19 protein-coding genes are annotated in these 16,304 nt (G+C 61.8%); 14 read left to right on the plus strand and 5 right to left on the minus strand.

Translation table 11 applies throughout. The features are described 5' to 3' along the window. Nucleotides 1-3: 3 nt before the first annotated feature. Entirely contained in the window at nucleotides 4-735 is a 732-nt protein-coding gene (locus M8523_RS13825) for a sensor histidine kinase (protein WP_282585460.1), read from the minus strand. A gap of 79 nt (nucleotides 736-814) precedes the next feature. Next, nucleotides 815-1,687: a Crp/Fnr family transcriptional regulator gene (locus M8523_RS13830; RefSeq protein ID WP_282585461.1), complete on the minus strand. Its 873-nt coding sequence runs from the start codon at nucleotides 1,685-1,687 to the stop codon at nucleotides 815-817. Nucleotides 1,688-1,800: 113 nt separating this feature from the next. On the opposite strand from M8523_RS13830, the gene M8523_RS13835 reads away from it, so the two are divergent. Next, a complete protein-coding gene (locus M8523_RS13835) occupies nucleotides 1,801-2,130 on the plus strand; it encodes a hypothetical protein (protein ID WP_282585462.1) in 330 nt (109 codons plus the stop codon). Between the two features lie 240 nt (nucleotides 2,131-2,370). Next, nucleotides 2,371-3,564 carry an L-dopachrome tautomerase-related protein gene (locus M8523_RS13840; RefSeq protein ID WP_282585463.1) on the plus strand — a complete coding sequence of 398 codons (1,194 nt, stop codon included), beginning with the start codon at nucleotides 2,371-2,373 and terminating at the stop codon, nucleotides 3,562-3,564. A gap of 32 nt (nucleotides 3,565-3,596) precedes the next feature. On the opposite strand, the gene M8523_RS13845 is transcribed toward M8523_RS13840, so the two are convergent. After that, complete coding sequence (locus M8523_RS13845) at nucleotides 3,597-4,463, minus strand: polysaccharide deacetylase family protein (RefSeq protein WP_282585464.1); 867 nt, start codon at nucleotides 4,461-4,463, stop codon at nucleotides 3,597-3,599. A gap of 211 nt (nucleotides 4,464-4,674) precedes the next feature. Here M8523_RS13845 and M8523_RS13850 point away from each other — a divergent pair, with 211 nt between their 5' ends. Further along, on the plus strand, nucleotides 4,675-5,433 hold the full coding sequence (locus M8523_RS13850) for a glycoside hydrolase family 25 protein (protein ID WP_282585465.1): 759 nt from the start codon (nucleotides 4,675-4,677) through the stop codon (nucleotides 5,431-5,433). A gap of 86 nt (nucleotides 5,434-5,519) precedes the next feature. On the opposite strand, the gene M8523_RS13855 is transcribed toward M8523_RS13850, so the two are convergent. Further along, nucleotides 5,520-5,918, minus strand: a complete 399-nt coding sequence (locus tag M8523_RS13855; protein WP_282585466.1) for a hypothetical protein — start codon at nucleotides 5,916-5,918, stop codon at nucleotides 5,520-5,522. A gap of 78 nt (nucleotides 5,919-5,996) precedes the next feature. Here M8523_RS13855 and M8523_RS13860 point away from each other — a divergent pair, with 78 nt between their 5' ends. The 4 genes from M8523_RS13860 to M8523_RS13875 all read left to right on the plus strand — a co-directional run bounded on the left by M8523_RS13860 (nucleotide 5,997) and on the right by M8523_RS13875 (nucleotide 8,934). Further along, complete coding sequence (locus M8523_RS13860) at nucleotides 5,997-6,860, plus strand: aldo/keto reductase (RefSeq protein ID WP_282585467.1); 864 nt, start codon at nucleotides 5,997-5,999, stop codon at nucleotides 6,858-6,860. Between the two features lie 9 nt (nucleotides 6,861-6,869). After that, entirely contained in the window at nucleotides 6,870-7,667 is a 798-nt protein-coding gene (locus M8523_RS13865; RefSeq protein WP_282585468.1) for a YdcF family protein, read from the plus strand. Between the two features lie 122 nt (nucleotides 7,668-7,789). Beyond that, entirely contained in the window at nucleotides 7,790-8,443 is a 654-nt protein-coding gene (locus M8523_RS13870; RefSeq protein ID WP_282585469.1) for a glutathione S-transferase family protein, read from the plus strand. A 53-nt stretch (nucleotides 8,444-8,496) separates the two neighbouring features. After that, entirely contained in the window at nucleotides 8,497-8,934 is a 438-nt protein-coding gene (locus M8523_RS13875; protein WP_282585470.1) for a DUF1489 family protein, read from the plus strand. A gap of 64 nt (nucleotides 8,935-8,998) precedes the next feature. On the opposite strand, the gene M8523_RS13880 is transcribed toward M8523_RS13875, so the two are convergent. Next, nucleotides 8,999-9,526, minus strand: coding sequence for a RecX family transcriptional regulator (locus tag M8523_RS13880; protein WP_282585471.1), 528 nt, complete (start codon nucleotides 9,524-9,526; stop codon nucleotides 8,999-9,001). Nucleotides 9,527-9,646: 120 nt separating this feature from the next. Here M8523_RS13880 and M8523_RS13885 point away from each other — a divergent pair, with 120 nt between their 5' ends. From M8523_RS13885 to phoB, 7 genes are all read left to right on the plus strand, one after another. Beyond that, nucleotides 9,647-10,699 carry an ATP-binding protein gene (locus tag M8523_RS13885; RefSeq protein WP_282585472.1) on the plus strand — a complete coding sequence of 351 codons (1,053 nt, stop codon included), beginning with the start codon at nucleotides 9,647-9,649 and terminating at the stop codon, nucleotides 10,697-10,699. Nucleotides 10,700-10,836: 137 nt separating this feature from the next. Further along, nucleotides 10,837-11,871 (plus strand): phosphate ABC transporter substrate-binding protein PstS, encoded by a 1,035-nt coding sequence (gene pstS, locus M8523_RS13890; protein ID WP_282585473.1) that lies wholly within the window; start codon nucleotides 10,837-10,839, stop codon nucleotides 11,869-11,871. Nucleotides 11,872-12,069: 198 nt separating this feature from the next. Beyond that, nucleotides 12,070-13,029, plus strand: a complete 960-nt coding sequence (gene pstC, locus M8523_RS13895) for a phosphate ABC transporter permease subunit PstC (protein WP_428350568.1) — start codon at nucleotides 12,070-12,072, stop codon at nucleotides 13,027-13,029. Between the two features lie 3 nt (nucleotides 13,030-13,032). Beyond that, nucleotides 13,033-13,881: a phosphate ABC transporter permease PstA gene (gene pstA, locus M8523_RS13900; protein ID WP_282585474.1), complete on the plus strand. Its 849-nt coding sequence runs from the start codon at nucleotides 13,033-13,035 to the stop codon at nucleotides 13,879-13,881. Further along, nucleotides 13,878-14,678 carry a phosphate ABC transporter ATP-binding protein PstB gene (pstB, locus tag M8523_RS13905; protein ID WP_282585475.1) on the plus strand — a complete coding sequence of 267 codons (801 nt, stop codon included), beginning with the start codon at nucleotides 13,878-13,880 and terminating at the stop codon, nucleotides 14,676-14,678. Before pstA ends, pstB begins: the two co-directional genes overlap by 4 nt. Nucleotides 14,679-14,698: 20 nt before the next feature. Continuing rightward, nucleotides 14,699-15,394, plus strand: coding sequence for a phosphate signaling complex protein PhoU (phoU, locus tag M8523_RS13910; RefSeq protein WP_282585476.1), 696 nt, complete (start codon nucleotides 14,699-14,701; stop codon nucleotides 15,392-15,394). Nucleotides 15,395-15,553: 159 nt separating this feature from the next. Beyond that, a complete protein-coding gene (gene phoB, locus M8523_RS13915) occupies nucleotides 15,554-16,297 on the plus strand; it encodes a phosphate regulon transcriptional regulator PhoB (RefSeq protein WP_282585477.1) in 744 nt (247 codons plus the stop codon). The last annotated feature ends 7 nt before the right edge of the window (nucleotides 16,298-16,304 follow it).

Here is a 16,304-nt window from a genome sequence, read left to right on the forward strand (position 1 = left end):
CGGCTATCCACCGAAATCACCCGGCTCCGCCCCGGTGCCCTCCCGTGCGTGCCGAACCATGCCGATCTGCGGCGGGAAGGGCAGGCGGATGTCGCAGGCAATGCCGTCTCGATTGAAAGCGAAGTCGACGTCCGCCCTGATCTGATAGCGGAGGGTCCGCTCCAGCACCTCACTGCCAAAGCCCCGATGGGACGCCTTCGCAGGCGCGACAGGCACGCCGCTTTCCTCCCAGCGGAAATGAAGCACTGGTTCAATCCCACTGTCCTCTGACACCTTCCAAGTCACGGCGACGCGACCGTTTGCGGCAGTCAGGGCTCCGAACTTGATCGCGTTGATGGCGAGTTCATGCAGTGCCAGGCCGAAGCTTTCCGCAGCCTTAGGGCGCAGGTAGATCTTAGGTCCGGCCAGATCAGCCTGATCGCCCTCTCTCGCCAAATGCGCCAATAGCTCATCCGCCACCATCGAATGCAGATCGATCCCATCGGGAGGACTCTGGGCGATCGCATTCTGTACCCGCAGGATAGCGTCAAGCCGGCCCTCCAGATGGGCCGCATATTCGTCGAGTGTCGCGCTGGTTTCGGCGGAGCGGCGCACGACGGCCCGCACCAGGGCCAGCGTGTTCCGGACCCGGTGGCGAAGCTCGGCCGGCATCTCCCGATCGTCGAGGAGGCGACGCAGACGTGCATTGTCGGCCTCGAGGTCTCGGATCCTTGTCTCAAGAGGGTGATCCGGCATATTCGCACGTTCCGCTTCGAGATTGATCTTGCTCCACCGCAGCTATGAGGCGCTGCCCTGGTGTTCGTACTGATCCGCTCTACTGGTTCATATGGAGATAACTGGGTTCGAAATTCGCCAACGCGCGCAGGCTCTCTTCATTGTAAATTCTAAGCCGCTTGCCTCTTAGCCCGACCAAGCCACCACCGCGAAGCTCCTGCAGCGAGCGGTTCACGTGGACTGTGGACAGCCCCATGGCGTCGCCGAGATCGGCCTGGGTCACGGGAAACTCGCAGTCGACCCCATTCGTCATCCCAGCGGATTTCAAGCGTAAGGAGATCTCGCAGAACAGATGCGCCAGACGCTCCGTCGCCGTGCGCCGCCCCAGGCTGACGGTCCATTCTCTTTGAATTTCGGACCTGACGAGCATATCCCACCAGAAGCACTCCTGGAGGGTCGCCGATTGCGTCGTGATGGCCTGCATCGTTTCGGCCGGGATGCGCGCCAACGTCACCGCTGTCAGCGTTCCGAGGGACTGGCCAGCAGTCTTCAGCAAAAACATAGGCGGGTCGCAAAGGTCCCCTGGCAGGAGGAGGGACGTAATCTGCCGACGTCCATCCTGCAGATGTTTGTAGTGGCAAGCCCAGCCCTCGAGGATCACATGAACGAAGCGAGGGGCATCGCCTTGTTGCACGATGTCTTCGCGGGAACCGATACGCTGTACCCGCTCGAGAGCATTGTCGAGGGCCTCTTCGTCCGTGCGCGAGAGCTGCCTGAAATTCAGGAATTTGCGAGCGAGCGGATTGGCGAGGCGTCGTCCTTGCTGCCGTGGTGCGACAAACCGTTCTGGACGAGCATCCATTGGATCCAACATCAAGTAGAAAACGCCTTCCTGAAGAAGGTCAAATCCGCATGTCTCGATTGGTTGCAGATGCCGCTGCAATTGTTCGCCGGCACGGCTGTCGGGCTTCAATCTCAATCGTTCAGCTGAGTCGATTTGTAGCGTCGCACATCACCTTTCACTGGCCAGCGCAGGTGCCGGCTCTATTTCCGTGCAGGGGCAAACGTATTCGAGGAGAGTTGAACATGTCAGGAGTTGCTCAAGGCCTTGTCCGTCGTGCCGCAGCGGCAAGCGTCGCCGCGGTGTCGCTTTTGGTGGTCACCGTCGCGGTGACGGAGCCGGCTTCGGCCTTCGGACCGCATGGTCATGGCGGCGTCTATCGTCCGCACGGCGGGTTCCGGCACCACGGGCTTGGTGTCGGTGCCGCTGTCGGGCTTGGCGTCCTCGGGGCTGCCGCGGCTGGTGTCGCGGCAAGCCATTATTATAACGGCTACCCGGCCTACACGGATGGAACTCATCCCGGATATGGCTACGACTACTATCCGGATCATGGCGGATACTACGGCCCCTATTGAGGGACGTCGAGCATCGGCGGCGACCGGACTGCAACGCCTAATCACGGCGGCGCTGCACTGGCCGCTGAGTCTAGCGTGGCTGCCGATGTGCTCGGAGGCGTCGGCGCTATCGGACCAGTCATGAAGCCGGTTCGTGGCTTTCGGGGGCGCGGCAAATCGCACGCCGGGCCCCTCAAATCAACGGGAACGGGCCAGCGCCGGACGCATTGTGGTGGACATTCCTGTGAATTGGAGCTCGCCGTGACATCCCATCTCCGTCCCCGAGGCGCCATCCTCTCGGCATTGCTCATTTGCGCCTCCGCCGGCGGCGTACAGGCCTCCGACATCAAGGGCGCGGCGGAGTCCGGCTCGAAAAGCGTGAAAGCGCCGGCCGGCAGAGCGACACTCGAACGTGTTGCTCATTTCGATCGCCAAGTCACCGGCGTCGCAGTGTCTGAGCAGGGGCGGATCTTCGTCAACTTCCCTCGATGGTCGGAGGATGCCCCGATCTCCGTGGCGGAATTGAAGGACGGCAAACTCGTTCCCTATCCGGACACCGAATGGAACCGCTACCGGAATGCTGCGCCCCTCTCCCCGAACGATCATTTCGTCTGCGTGCAGGCCATGACGGCGGATGGCAGGGGCAATCTCTGGGTTATCGATCCTGCGGCGCCCAACACCGAGTTCATCGTGCCGGGTGGGCCCAAGCTCGTGAAGATCGATCTCGCATCGAACAAGGTGGTGCAGACTTTCGCATTCGACACTGACGTGGCTCCGCAGGGCAGCTACCTGAACGACGTCCGGTTCTCGCGCGACGGCAAATGGGCCTACATGACCGACTCCGGCGCCACGGGAGCTCTGGTGGTGGTCGATCTGGCGACCGGCAAGGGACGCCGGATCCTCGTCGGTGATGCCTCGACAATGCCTGACAAATCCGTGAAGGTCGTGGTGGACGGGGTCAAAGTCCAGCAGCCGGATGGCCGTGGCGTGCAGTTTGCCGCCGACAGCATCTCGATCGATCCGAAAGGCGAGTTTCTCTATTGGCAGCCCCTCACGGGTGCCACCCTCTATCGCATTCCCACTGCGGCATTGCAGGACCCGGCGCTTACTCCTGATCAGGTCAAGGCGAAGGTGGAAAAGGTGGCGGACACGCAACCCAATGATGGTTTGTGGACCGACGCGGCAGGCCGCCTTTTCTTCACGAACCTCGGCGAAAGCGCGATCACGACACTTGAACCAGACGGAAAGAAGATGACCCTGGTGCAGGACACTCGATTGCGATGGCCCGACACATTCGCTGAAGGCCCGAATGCCACACTTTATGTGACGAACTCGGCCATCAATGACTCGCCCCGGTTCAACGCCAAAGGGTGGAAGAGCACCTCGATCAATCTTTGGAAGATCGTGCCGAAGACCAAGGATGCCATCGCGGACAATCCCGCTTTCGGAAAATAGGCGCCACCTTCAGGTTGCGAGGCGCGGCCGGCTCAGTGCGGCATGGGTGACTGCGCCCCGAGCCTGACCAGCTTAGGCCATTCCGCCGTAATGGTTTTCTCGGTCTGAGACTGCCACCCTGGGGGCGCTGGTTCGATCGGCGTGGTACCCGCACCGGGCACCATATGAACCAAATGGAAATGTTCGTCTCTCAGACGCGCCAAGAAGGCCGGCAGCATGTCTGCTGTCTGGGCCCTGGCGTCGTGGAGCAAGATGATCCCGCGCCCCGCAGCCTCCAGGCGGCTCATCAAGAGTGCGAGTTCGCGAGCCGGGGTCATGGGCACCCAGTCCGATGCCCATAGATCGGCACCGAAAACCGTGATGTGGCGGGACGCGAGCCATTGATCGAGAGCCGCCGTGTCGGCAAAGCCCGGATAGCGGAAGAAGGGCACACGCGGCGTTGTATCATCGCTGCCGTAGCCTGCTTTGTTGACAGCCCTGATGCCCTGATCGATGTCGGCCCGCGCGGCAGCGTCGGTCAAACCACGAAGCGTGATGTCGGGATGGGAGAAGCTGTGGGAGCCCACGGTGTGGCCCTCGGCGAGTTCCTGACGAACCAGGGATGGCTCTGCAGCGGCGTTGCGGCCGATCAGGAAAAACGTGGCATGTACGCATTCTTTCGCAAGCGCCGCGAGGACCCGCGGGGTGGTGGCGCGCACGGGGCCGTCGTCGAACGTGAGAACCACCTCATGGTCGGCGAGGGCAAGTGTTTCGGGATAGGTCTTGAGCCCAAGATCAAGCGCCGTCTGGTCGCCGATGGTCACGACGCGCGATACGCCAAGAGTGTTCGACGTCGTGGGGCAGGGGGGCGGCGCCTCCGCCGCCATGCCGCGCCCGCTTGCGGCGAGGCAAGCGGTCACTACGATGGCTCGTAAGATCGTCGGGAACATGAAGAAAACGGGCTCCATCGAGTCGATGTGCCTGTAGCACAACCGTCGATTTAAACCGTGCTTGGATCACGTGGCCGCAGAAAACGATACACCTGCTGCGATCCGCCCGGCATCTTTAATGTGCTATTACCAACTTCCGCCTAGTTTGACCCCTCATTGTCCCTGAGGTCTCGATCCCGGCATGTCTCTGGTGAAACTCCTCCTCGGTTGCCTCGGCGCTCTGCTTCTTGCCGGCTGTTCGACTGTCGAGATGGCGGGCAGCCACATTCCGGCCGACCTGCCGCAGCCAACCGATTTTCAGGTGCATGGCATCGATGTGTCGAAATACCAGGGTCTGATCGACTGGGATCAGGTCCGGCAATCGGGCGTGCAATTCGCCTGGATCAAGGCCACCGAAGGCGGCGACAACGCCGATTCGCAGTTCCAGCGCAATTGGATGGCCTCCCGAGCGGCCGGCATTCCCCGAGGTGCCTACCACTTCGTCTATTGGTGCCGGCCGTGGCAGGAAGAGATGCGCTGGTTCGAGCAGAACGTGCCCGTCGAGGACGATGCGCTCCCGCCGGTGCTTGATGTCGAAGCCACGCCGACCTCGAAGACCTGCAAGCGAACCCTCTACCGCGACGAAGTCCTCGCGCAGATGCGGCAGATGTTGCAGGAAATGGAGCGGCATTTCGGCAAGCGCCCCGTGATCTACAGCACAGTCGATTTCTACGCCGGCATTCTGGCGGGGGGCGGTCTGTCAGACTATCCGATCTGGGTGCGCAGCACGAAATATTCGCCCTCGGTGAAGTACGGCAGCCGTCGTTGGCACTTCTGGCAATACCAGTCCGATGGGCGGATTCCGGGCATCAGCGCCAAGGTGGACCGCAATGCTTTCTTCGGGACGCCCGGCCAGTGGCAGGCGTTTCTGAGTGGCCATCAGCTGCCTCTGACCTATTGAGGTCGGAGCAGCCCCGGTAGCGAGACCCCCTTCGGCACGCTTGCCATCGACGCAAGGTTCTCTCCGGCGGTGAGGCCCCGAGGCCGTCAGAGGCCTTTCGGATTGCCTGGAAGGATCTCGAACTGGTCCGTTCCGCCGTCCTGGTCGGCGAAAGTGCCGGTCGTCCCGCTCACATGCGGCGTCACGCAGGTCCGGTCGTCCTCGTCAGGGAAGTCGAGGCATACTTTGCCGTCGCCGAAAGTCCATCGGCCAACAGCCTTGCCGTCCTGATCGACATGTCGAATGGTGCCGTCCGGTTCGAAATATTCCATGTAGCTGCCGGCTTTCGACGTCACGATGATCGTGTTGCCGATGAGGGTCTGCCACGCGGCACTCCCGTCGATCGAAGGCGGTGGCGCGTCTTCGGCAGCCACTTGCGTCGGGAGAAAGCCGGCGAAGATGGTCAGCAGAACTAGGCGTTGGGACAGAAGCCGGCCGCCGATCATGTTGCGTGTCCTTCCCCAAACCTCGTAAATCCCGGACCACGCAGGTCGTTCGGGCCCGCGCGCAAGGCGAGATTTACCATGCCGACTGCTGCGAACGCCATTCCGACCCTGCAGGTTCACGGCAGCGTTGTGCCACGACTCGGGTTCGGTACCTGGCGTCTCTCTGGCATCGCATGTCGCGAGGCGGTCGCGACGGCTCTCTCCCTTGGATATCGTCATATCGATACCGCTGCGATGTACGGCAACGAGGTGGAGGTCGGTGCGGCCCTGGCCGCTTCCGGGCAGGCGCGGGACACGCTCTTTGTGACCACGAAAGTGTGGCGTGACGACCTTCGGCCGGACGATCTGCTGCGGTCGGCCGAGGCCAGCCTCGACCGCCTCAAGCTCGATCATGTGGATCTGCTTCTGATCCACTGGCCCAACGCCGCGGTGCCGCTGAGCGACACGATGGCGGCTCTCAACGAGGCCGCCGACCGTGGCTGGACGCGCCATGTGGGTGTTTCGAACCTCCCCGTGGCTCTGTTGCGGGAGGCCCGGCAGGCCTCGCGCCGGCCCATTTTCGCGAACCAGTGCGAGTATCATCCAGGCCTCGACCAGACCACGCTGATCCAGGCGTGCCAGGCGGGGGACACCGCCTTCGTGGCCTATCGTCCGCTGGGGCAGGGACGGCAACTGGCGGACCCGCTCATCGTCGGCATTGCTGAACGGCATGGCGTGACTCCGAGCCAGGTGGTTTTGCGCTGGCATATGCAGCAGCCCGACCTCGTCGCGATCCCCCGGTCTGCCAATCCGGCGCATATCGCTGAGAATGCGGCTGTCTTCGATTTCGTCCTGACTGAGTCCGAGATGGACGCGATCTTTCGGCTGAGCCGACAGAATGACCGTCACGTGCAGCCCGATTTCGCCCCGGTCTGGGACGCGCCCGCCTGGGACGCGCCGTGAGCAACGGCGATGTTCTTTGTCGTTTCCAAGATCGTCTGGTTTGTTGTCGCGCCTCTCAACGCGATGTTGTTCCTGCTCATCTTTGGTCTTCTCTGCGGCGCGACGGGATGGCGCCGAACCGGACGGGCCGCAATCTGGGCCGCCCTCGTTGCATTGCTGCTCATCGGCTTCTCCCCGCTCGGCGTTCTTCTGCTGCGTCCCTTGGAAGACCGGTTTCCGCAGCCGTCTGCGGATTTCGCGGCACCGACCGGGATTGTGGTGCTCGGCGGCTCGACCGACGAGGTGATCAGCGATGCGCGACATCAGGTGACCATCGTGGATGCCGCCACGCGCGTCACGGCGGCAGTCGAATTGGCTCGGCGATTTCCGAATGCCAGGCTGGTCTTTTCCGGCGGGTCAGGTGCCTTGCTGCTGAGGCAGCGCACCGAAGCCGAGGACACCCGCCAATTGTGGATCTCCATGGGCGTCGCACCGGGGCGGATCACGACAGAGGACCAGTCTCGCAACACCGACGAGAACGCCCGCTTTACCTTTGCGCTCATCAACCCCAAGGCCGACGAACGCTGGCTCCTCGTCACTTCCGCCGCGCACATGCCTCGCGCCATGGGACTGTTCCGCGCCGTGCACTTCCCGGTTATTCCCTATCCGGTCGACTATCGCACCTCCGGGACGTGGGCCGATTTCCTCATCCCACGCGACGCGACCCTGGGGTTTGTCCGCTTCACAATTGCGCTGCGCGAATGGGTGGGCCTCGCGGTCTATCGGGCGACCGGACGGATCGGGGCTTTGTTTCCGGCTCCCGGTTGAGCGAAGCACGAGAGATCCGCGATCTTATGGATCACGGATCGTGATGGCAGCCATTGCGAGTTTTCACTTGTGCGACGTGCCGGTCCCACGACATTTCGCCTGGAAGCACGAGGATCGCCGCCATGAACTGGACACTCACGATCGGGAACAAGGCTTATTCGTCTTGGTCTCAACGTCCCTGGATTCTCCTGCGCCATTTCGACATTCCATTCACGGAACGCGTGGTTCCGCTCGACCGAGCAACCACGAGCGTCGACATTCAGCAGCACTCGCCAACCGGGCGCGTTCCCGCCCTGCAGGCAGGAGACCTCGTGATCTGGGAATCGATCGCGATTGCCGAGTTCATCGCCGACCGCTTCCCGGACAAGGCGATCTGGCCCGTGGACCCGGATGCCCGCGCCATCGCGCGCTCGCTGGCGGCCGAGATGCATGCCAGCTTCACGCGCCTGCGCCAGCATTGCCCAACCAACTTCCGTCGGCCACAGCGGGCCATCGCGATCCCCGATGACGTGCGGCACGATGTCGATCGCATTGAGGCGGCATGGTCCGCGACCCGGCAACAATGGGGGCAGGGCGGTCCTTTCCTGTTCGGCGCCTTCACGGCCGCGGATGCGATGTATGCTCCGGTGGTGAACCGCTTCTGGACCTATGACATCCCGGTCAAAGGGGAGACACGCGCCTATATGGAAGCCATGATGGCATTGCCCGCGTGGCTGGCCTGGATCGAGGGTGCCAAGGCGGAGCCCTGGTTCATCGACAAATACGAGGCGATCTGAAACGCCGATCGGGAAGCATGGTCTTCGCGACCATGCTGGTCTAATCAGGCCGCATGCCGCTTCATCTTCTCAAACTCTGCGTCGGTGCGGAGTCGATTGCCGACCTCGAAGGCTGGATCGTCGAGCGTCTGGCCGAGGGTACCCGCCTTGGCGCGATCGCCGAGCAAAAGCACACAACCCGCATGGTCCCGACGCGGGCTCCCGAACTCCTCGACGGCGGCTCGCTGTTCTGGGTGATCAAGGGGCAGATCGCGGCCCGGCAGGTGCTTCAAGATATCCGCCCCTTCACGGACGACGCCGGAATCGGACGCTGCCATCTCGTGTTGTTGCCACGGGTCATCCCGGTCGACCCGCGTCCCTGTCGGCCCTTCCAAGGCTGGCGCTATCTGAAACATGATGCAGCGCCGCCTGATCTCGATCGAATCGGCCACGATGTCTTGGAGATGCCTGAACCTCTGCGGCGTGAATTGCGGTCACTCGGACTTATCTGAAGGGTGCGATAGATCCGTCCCCGGATCCCGGTCACCCTTCAAACCGAGCCATTCGCGTGACAGTTCATTCTTGCTGGTTGCCTTCGCCATCGACCACAGCAATCGCGTGTCGCGGCGAGAACCCTGCGCGGATCAGGCTCCGGATGTCTTTGTCGCGATACAGTTCAGGGGATCTGGAGCGAAACGGGCCGAGCCGTTTGCGGGCCGCGAACCGGCGCGCCTGAGCGGCCTCGTCGTCAACCATGATCGCGTCGAGCTCGGCCTGGCGCGGATCGATCCCTTCGGCCGCCAAGGCGAGGCGCACGCGTGCTCGCGGCAAACCCTTATGCACAAGCCGCTCTGTCCGAGCGACAGCGAAGGCGGTATCGTCTAAAAGCCCAATCTGGTTGAGCCGTCGAACCACCTCGTCGAGAAGGCTGGCCACTTCGGACGCATCCATGTGGGGCAGCTTGCGTGTGTCGTGCCAGCGCTTGACGCGGCGTTCGAGAACCTGGCGTAAGCGATGAGTCGATGCCGAATATCGAGCCAGGTAGCCGGTTGCCATTCGCATGATCATTGCCGCATCCAAGCCGTTCTGATCGTTCTCCCGCATTCTGATTCGCTCTTTCCGCAGGATACCCCGCTCTGTCATCATTGTGTCAGACGCCATGGCTGACATCGTTGATCTACGATTCGAGCGCCGCCCTTGATCAGGTCTCCCGACACCCCGCCCATGACAGATGACATTGCCTTGTTGGCGGCGTTCGTCCAGGCGCTTCCGCAACCCGTGCTGGTGCTGTCCTCGGACATGCGCATCGTCGCCGCCAATGCACCGGCGTCCGCGATATTGTCTGGTCTCCGGGTGGGCGGGCCGCTCGCCCTTTCATTGCGGGACCCGACCGTTCTCGATGCGGTTCGGCGCGTCGATGGAGGCGGGGGTCCCGAGACGGTGATCTGGCGCGACCGCGTTCCCGTCGAGCGGGCTTTTGAAGTGGCCGTGGCCCGGCTCGAAAGTCCGGGACGCGAGCGAGCCGTTGTCCTCACGCTGCACGACCAGACGGAAGCACGGCGGATCGAACGCATGCGGGCCGACTTCATTGCCAACGCGAGCCATGAATTGCGGACACCCCTCGCATCGCTCCTCGGCTTCGTGGAAACCTTGCAGGGCCCGGCGCGCGAGGACCCCGCCGCCCGCGCCCGATTTCTCAGCATCATGGCTGACCAAGCCCGAAGAATGGCGCGGCTGATCGACGACCTTCTGTCCCTGTCCCGCATCGAGCAGAAACGCCACATCAAACCCTCAAACCCCGTCGACCTCTCCGGGCTGGTGTCTCATGTTGCCGACACGCTGACGCCTCTCGCCAAAGACAGCGGTCTCGTGCTCCGCCTCGACGTTGCACCGGTGGTGGTCCAGGGGGACCGCGACGAGCTGCTCCGCGTGGCCGAAAACATCATTGAGAATGCCATCAAATACGGCAAACCCAGCGGACCGATCATTGACGGCGGACGTCAGCTCGGGATCGACATCAGCGTCGAAGCAAAGCGCGACTGGGGAGTGATCACGGTTCGCGACCAAGGCGACGGGATCGCGTCCGAACACCTGCCGCGGCTGACCGAGCGCTTCTATAGGATCGACGCGGGCCAGAGCCGCGCCAAAGGCGGCACGGGCCTCGGACTCGCTCTCGTCAAGCATATCGTTGCCCATCATCGTGGACGGTTCGAATTCGACAGCATCGTCGGCAAAGGGTCGACATTTTCGGTGTCGATCCCTCTACTGCACAAATAAGAAAGATAATACAGCGGCTTACGATGTCATTGATGCGACACTTAAGTGTCGTATGCAGCATACGCTAGACCGATAGAACGACGATGACCGGGGTTCGCCACACGGCGGGCCGTCGGCAAAACATCACAGGATGTCCTATGTCCACGACTTGGTTTGCGCGTTCTGCGCTTCTTGCCGCCGCGCTGACGGCCGGCACATGGTCCGCGAAAGCCGCTGATATCTCAGGCGCTGGCGCAACATTTCCCTATCCGATCTATGCCAAATGGGCCCAGGACTACAAAGCCAAGACCGGTACTGGCATCAATTATCAGTCCATCGGTTCCGGTGGCGGAATCAAGCAGATCAAGGCCAAGACCGTCACGTTTGGCGCAACCGACGCGCCTCTGATGGAAAAGGACCTCAACGAGGCCGGTCTGGAACAATGGCCGATGGTCATGGGCGGGATCGTTCCCGTCGTGAACCTTGATGGCGTCAAGGGCGGCGATCTGACGATCGATGGGCCGGCGCTGGCCGATATCTTCATGGGCAAGATCACCAAATGGAATGACCCTGCCTTGGTCAAGCTCAACCCGGGTGTGAAACTCCCCGAAGCCGCGATCGTGGTCGTGCATCGCTCCGACGGGTCGGGCACCACCTTCAACTTCACCGATTATCTCTCCAAAGTATCGGCCGATTGGAAATCGAAGGTCGGTGAAAATACCGCGGTGGAATGGCCGGTCGGCATCGGCGCGAAGGGCAACGAGGGTGTCGCCAACAACGTTGGCAATACCAAGGGTTCGATCGGTTATATCGAATATGCCTATGCCAAGCAGAACAACCTGACCTTCACCAAGATGGTGAACAAAGACGGAAAGGTGGTTGCTCCGACCGTCCCGTCCTTCACGGCGGCCGCTGCCAACGCCGACTGGGCTCATGCCCCCGGCTTCTATCAGATCCTGACCGACCAGCCCGGTGCCGAATCCTGGCCCCTGACGGCGGCGACCTTCATCCTGATGCACAAGCAGCCGGCTGATGCGGCGGCTTCGCAGGAAGCGGTCAAGTTCTTCACCTGGGCTTTCGATCACGGCGACAAGGATGCCGAGGCGCTCGACTATATCCCGATGCCGCAGAACGTCGTGGCGCTGATCAAAAAGGCCATCGTGACCGACATCAAGGGCGTCAAGATCGACTGATCCGAGAGGTCGGGTCCAGTTTCTCCAGCGGGTTCAGGTGTGCCTGAGCCCGCTGGACCATTAGGATGCGAGTGAAGCCGAGCTGATCGTAGATCAGTTGTGCGTTCCACTTGTGTCGCCGGCGTATTCCCGAGGGGGGAAGATGCAACGGGAGGAAGGTTTTTGGCCAATATCGCACTAGGTGGCAGCGCATCCCACGTGTCAGGGGAAACGACTCGGGTCGCCCGCCTTCAGAAGTTCAAGTCTTGGGATGCGCTGTTTTCCGGCTTGACCCGATCGGCCGCCATCGCGGTTCTGGTTCTGCTCGGCGGTGTCGTCGTCTCCCTCATCGTAGGGTCGCGGCTTGCCTTTCAGACGTTCGGACTGAGCTTCCTGACCCGGGAAGTGTGGAATCCGGTAACGGATCAATATGGCGCGCTGGCCCCGATCTACGGGACCCTCGTGACGTCGCTGATCGCCATGGTCATCGCGGTTCCCGTGGGTCTTGGTATTGCGATCTTCCTGACGGAGCTATGCCCCTATCGCTTGCGTCGGCCGATCGGTATCGCGATCGAACTGCTGGCCGGTATTCCGAGTATCATTTACGGCATTTGGGGCCTCTTCGTCTTCGCACCCTTTCTGCAGCAATATGTCCAGCCGGCCTTGATCACCGTTTTTGGCCCGATTCCCGTGCTGAACATGGTCTTCGCCGGTCCCCCTTACGGCATTGGGATTTTCACGGCCGGCATCATCCTCGGCGTTATGGTCCTGCCTTTTGTCAGCTCGATTTCGCGCGACGTCTTTGAAACGGTCCCTCCCGTGCTCAAGGAAGCCGCCTACGGGATCGGATGCACGACACGCGAGGTCGTGACCAATGTGGTGATCCCACACTCCCGCACCGCGATCGTTGGAGGAGTGATGCTAGGGCTTGGCCGGGCGTTGGGTGAAACCATGGCCGTCACCTTCGTGATCGGCAACGCGCACAAGATCTCAGCTTCTATTCTCTCGCCAGGCACCACGATTTCGGCGTCGATCGCCAACGAATTCACGGAGGCCGTTGGCGATATCTACACCTCATCTCTGATCGCCCTCGGGCTGATCCTATTTGTGATCACATTCATCGTGCTGGCGATCGCGAGGCTCTTGCTGATGCGCATCAACAACCGTGCGAGTGCCTAAGCCATGATTGTCAGCGTTTTTCCCCCGGCGCGTCGGCGTTCGAACAGCATCTTCCTGGCGCTTTGCATGGGTGCGGCCCTGTTCGGCCTTGTCTTCCTCGTGCTCATCTTGATTTCGCTTCTCTACAACGGGATTGCGGGCCTCTCGCCTGCCGTATTCATGGAGATGACCCCGCCGCCGGGAAGTGCGGGCGGTCTCTTGAACGCCATCTACGGCAGTGTCGTGATGACGGTCATCGGAGTGGTCATCGGAACGCCGATCGGGATGCTGGCCGGGACCTATATGGCGGAATACGGTCGGTATTCGAAGCTCAGCAGTGTTGTGCGCTTTCTGAACGACATTCTTCTGAGTGCCCCTTCGATCATCATCGGCCTTTTCGTCTATGAGATCCTGGTGGCGCCGATGGGACATTTCTCGGCTCTCGCGGGTGCGGTCGCCCTCGCCATCATCGTGATCCCCATCGTGACCCGCACCACCGAAGACATGTTGATGCTCGTGCCGGGGCCGCTGCGTGAGGCCGCGACCGCCATGGGTTTGCCCAGGGCCCACGTGATCACGAAAGTGGCCTACAAGGCGGCGCGTGCCGGCCTCATTACCGGCGTCCTCCTGGCGGTGGCACGCGTGAGCGGCGAGACTGCGCCGCTGCTTTTCACCGCGCTCAACAATCAGTTCTTCTCCTCGGATCTGACCGGACCGATGTCGAGTCTGCCGACCGTCATCTTCCAATTCGCGCTCAGTCCTTACAAAGACTGGCAGAGCCTCGCCTGGACCGGCGCATTGCTGATCACCGCGACGGTTCTGCTCCTCAGCATCATGGCCCGAGCGCTCGGCGCGACAAGGACTCCCAAATGACCCTTACCGACGTGATGCCAGCGACCGATGACCGCGTCGCAGCCACCCCGAAGATCACTGTCCGGGACCTGAAATTCTTCTATGGAAGCACGATGTCGTTGAAGGGCATTTCCCTTGCCCTCGCGCCCAACCGAGTTACGGCCTTCATCGGTCCGTCGGGCTGCGGCAAGTCTACGCTTCTGCGTGTGCTCAACCGCATGTACGATCTCTACCCGAACCAGCGCGCCGAAGGTGAGGTGCTGCTGGATGGCGAAAACATCCTGAAACCGGACGTCGATCTCAATCTACTGCGGTCCCGCGTCGGCATGGTGTTCCAGAAGCCGACACCGTTTCCAATGAGCATCTACGAGAACATCGCGTTCGGCATCCGGCTCTACGAGAAGGTGTCCAAGAGCGAACTCGATGGCCGTGTCGAACAGGCCTTGAAGGGGGCGGCTCTGTGGCCGGAAGTGAAGGACAAGCTGCAGACCAGTGGCCTGGGCCTCTCAGGAGGGCAGCAGCAACGGCTCTGCATTGCGCGAACCATTGCGCTTAGCCCGGAAGTCATTCTCCTCGACGAGCCTTGCTCGGCCCTAGACCCGATTTCGACGGCCCGCATCGAAGAACTGATCGACGAGTTGAAGTCCCGCTTCACTTTCGCGATCGTGACGCACAACATGCAGCAGGCCGCTCGCGTGTCAGACAAGACGGCCTTCATGTATCTCGGCGAACTGATCGAATTCGACGACACACGTAAGATCTTCACGAGTCCGTCGGTCAAGCAAACCCAAGCCTATATCACCGGCCGTTTTGGCTAATTCAGGAGGCGGTCTCCGCCATGTCCGAACACATCGTTTCCTCATTCGACCAGGAACTCGAAGGGCTCGGCCGCAAGATCGCCGAAATGGGCGGTCTGGCTGAGCATATGCTGTCCGACGCGATGGACGCGTTGTCGACGCTCGACACCGATCTCGCCCAAAAGGTCGTCGCCGTGGATCCGCGGCTTGACGTTCTCCAGCGCGAAATCGAGGAATCCGCTGTTCTTACGATTGCGCGGCGGCAACCGATGGCAGTCGACTTGCGCGAAATCGTGGCCGCGATCCGGGTCTCCGGCGATCTCGAACGGATCGGCGACCTTGCCAAAAACATCGCCAAGCGGACCATGAACATTTCGACGGAACCGCGCGTGGCGCGTGCCGCGATCGGCTTGCGCCATATGAGTGACATCGCCGCTCATCAACTGAAGGATGTGCTCGACGCCTATGCGCAACGAGACGTCGAGCGGGCGCATTCAGTATGGGCGCGCGACGGCGAGCTCGACTCGCTCGAAGATGCGGTGTTCCGCGACCTCCTGACCTTTATGATGGAAGACCCACGCAACATCTCGTTTTGCACCCATCTGCTGTTCTGCTCGAAGAACATCGAGCGGGTGGGCGATCATGCGACGAATATCGCTGAGACGGTCGTCTATCTGGCGACCGGCGAGTCGCTGCCGATCGAGCGGCCGAAAGGCCGCATGGTGGCAGCGCAGTAAAAATCTGCGTCATGCCCGCCGGCCACTTTGTGGCCGAGTTCGGTTGGGTTGCTGGCAGGTCCTTCGGTCCAACTCCGGAGGTTCCTTGACGCGCGATCCGCTGGATAAAGGGCGGAGGCAATTCCCGAGCACATCGTCTGACAATCGGAACGGCCGATCATGAATACCATGCGCTCCAATGCTGGACGGGTTCCCACCGCGGGAGCTGCCCCGCACATTCTCGTCGTGGAAGACGAGCAAGCACTCGGCACCCTGCTGGCTTATAATTTGGAAGCCGAGGGGTTTTCGGTGGAGCGCGTCGAGCGCGGGGACGAAGCTGAGATCCGGTTGAGCGAGATGCCGCCTGATCTCGTCATTCTCGACTGGATGTTGCCTGGCGTCTCTGGTCTCGAAATCTGCCGTCGCCTTCGGGCCCGCGAAACGACGCGAACCCTTCCGGTGATTATGTTGACCGCCCGCGGCGAAGAGGGCGAGAAGGTGCGCGGCCTCTCGGTCGGCGCCGACGATTATGTGGTGAAGCCTTTCTCAGTGCCGGAATTGATGGCGCGTGTGCGATCGCTGCTGCGTCGGTCTCGGCCCGAGCGCCTGGCTAACAAACTCACGGCCGGCGATCTCGACCTCGATCGCGAAACGCACCGCGTGCGCCGCGGCAACCGCGACATCAATCTCGGGCCAACCGAGTTTCGCCTCCTGGACTACTTGATGGAGCGCCCGGGCCGAGTCTTCTCGCGTGCCCAGTTGCTCGATGGTGTCTGGGGCCTCTCTGCGGAGATTGATGAACGGACAGTGGACGTTCACGTCGGCCGGCTTCGCAAGGCGCTTTCGCGTGGCCGTGAACGCGATCCGATCCGCACGGTTCGCGGCGCCGGTTATGCGTTCGACGAGACGTTCGGCAAGGTTTGAGCCTGGC

The sequence above is a fragment of the Lichenifustis flavocetrariae genome (genome assembly GCF_026130545.1).
Classification (GTDB): Bacteria; Pseudomonadota; Alphaproteobacteria; order Rhizobiales; family Beijerinckiaceae; genus Lichenihabitans; species Lichenihabitans flavocetrariae.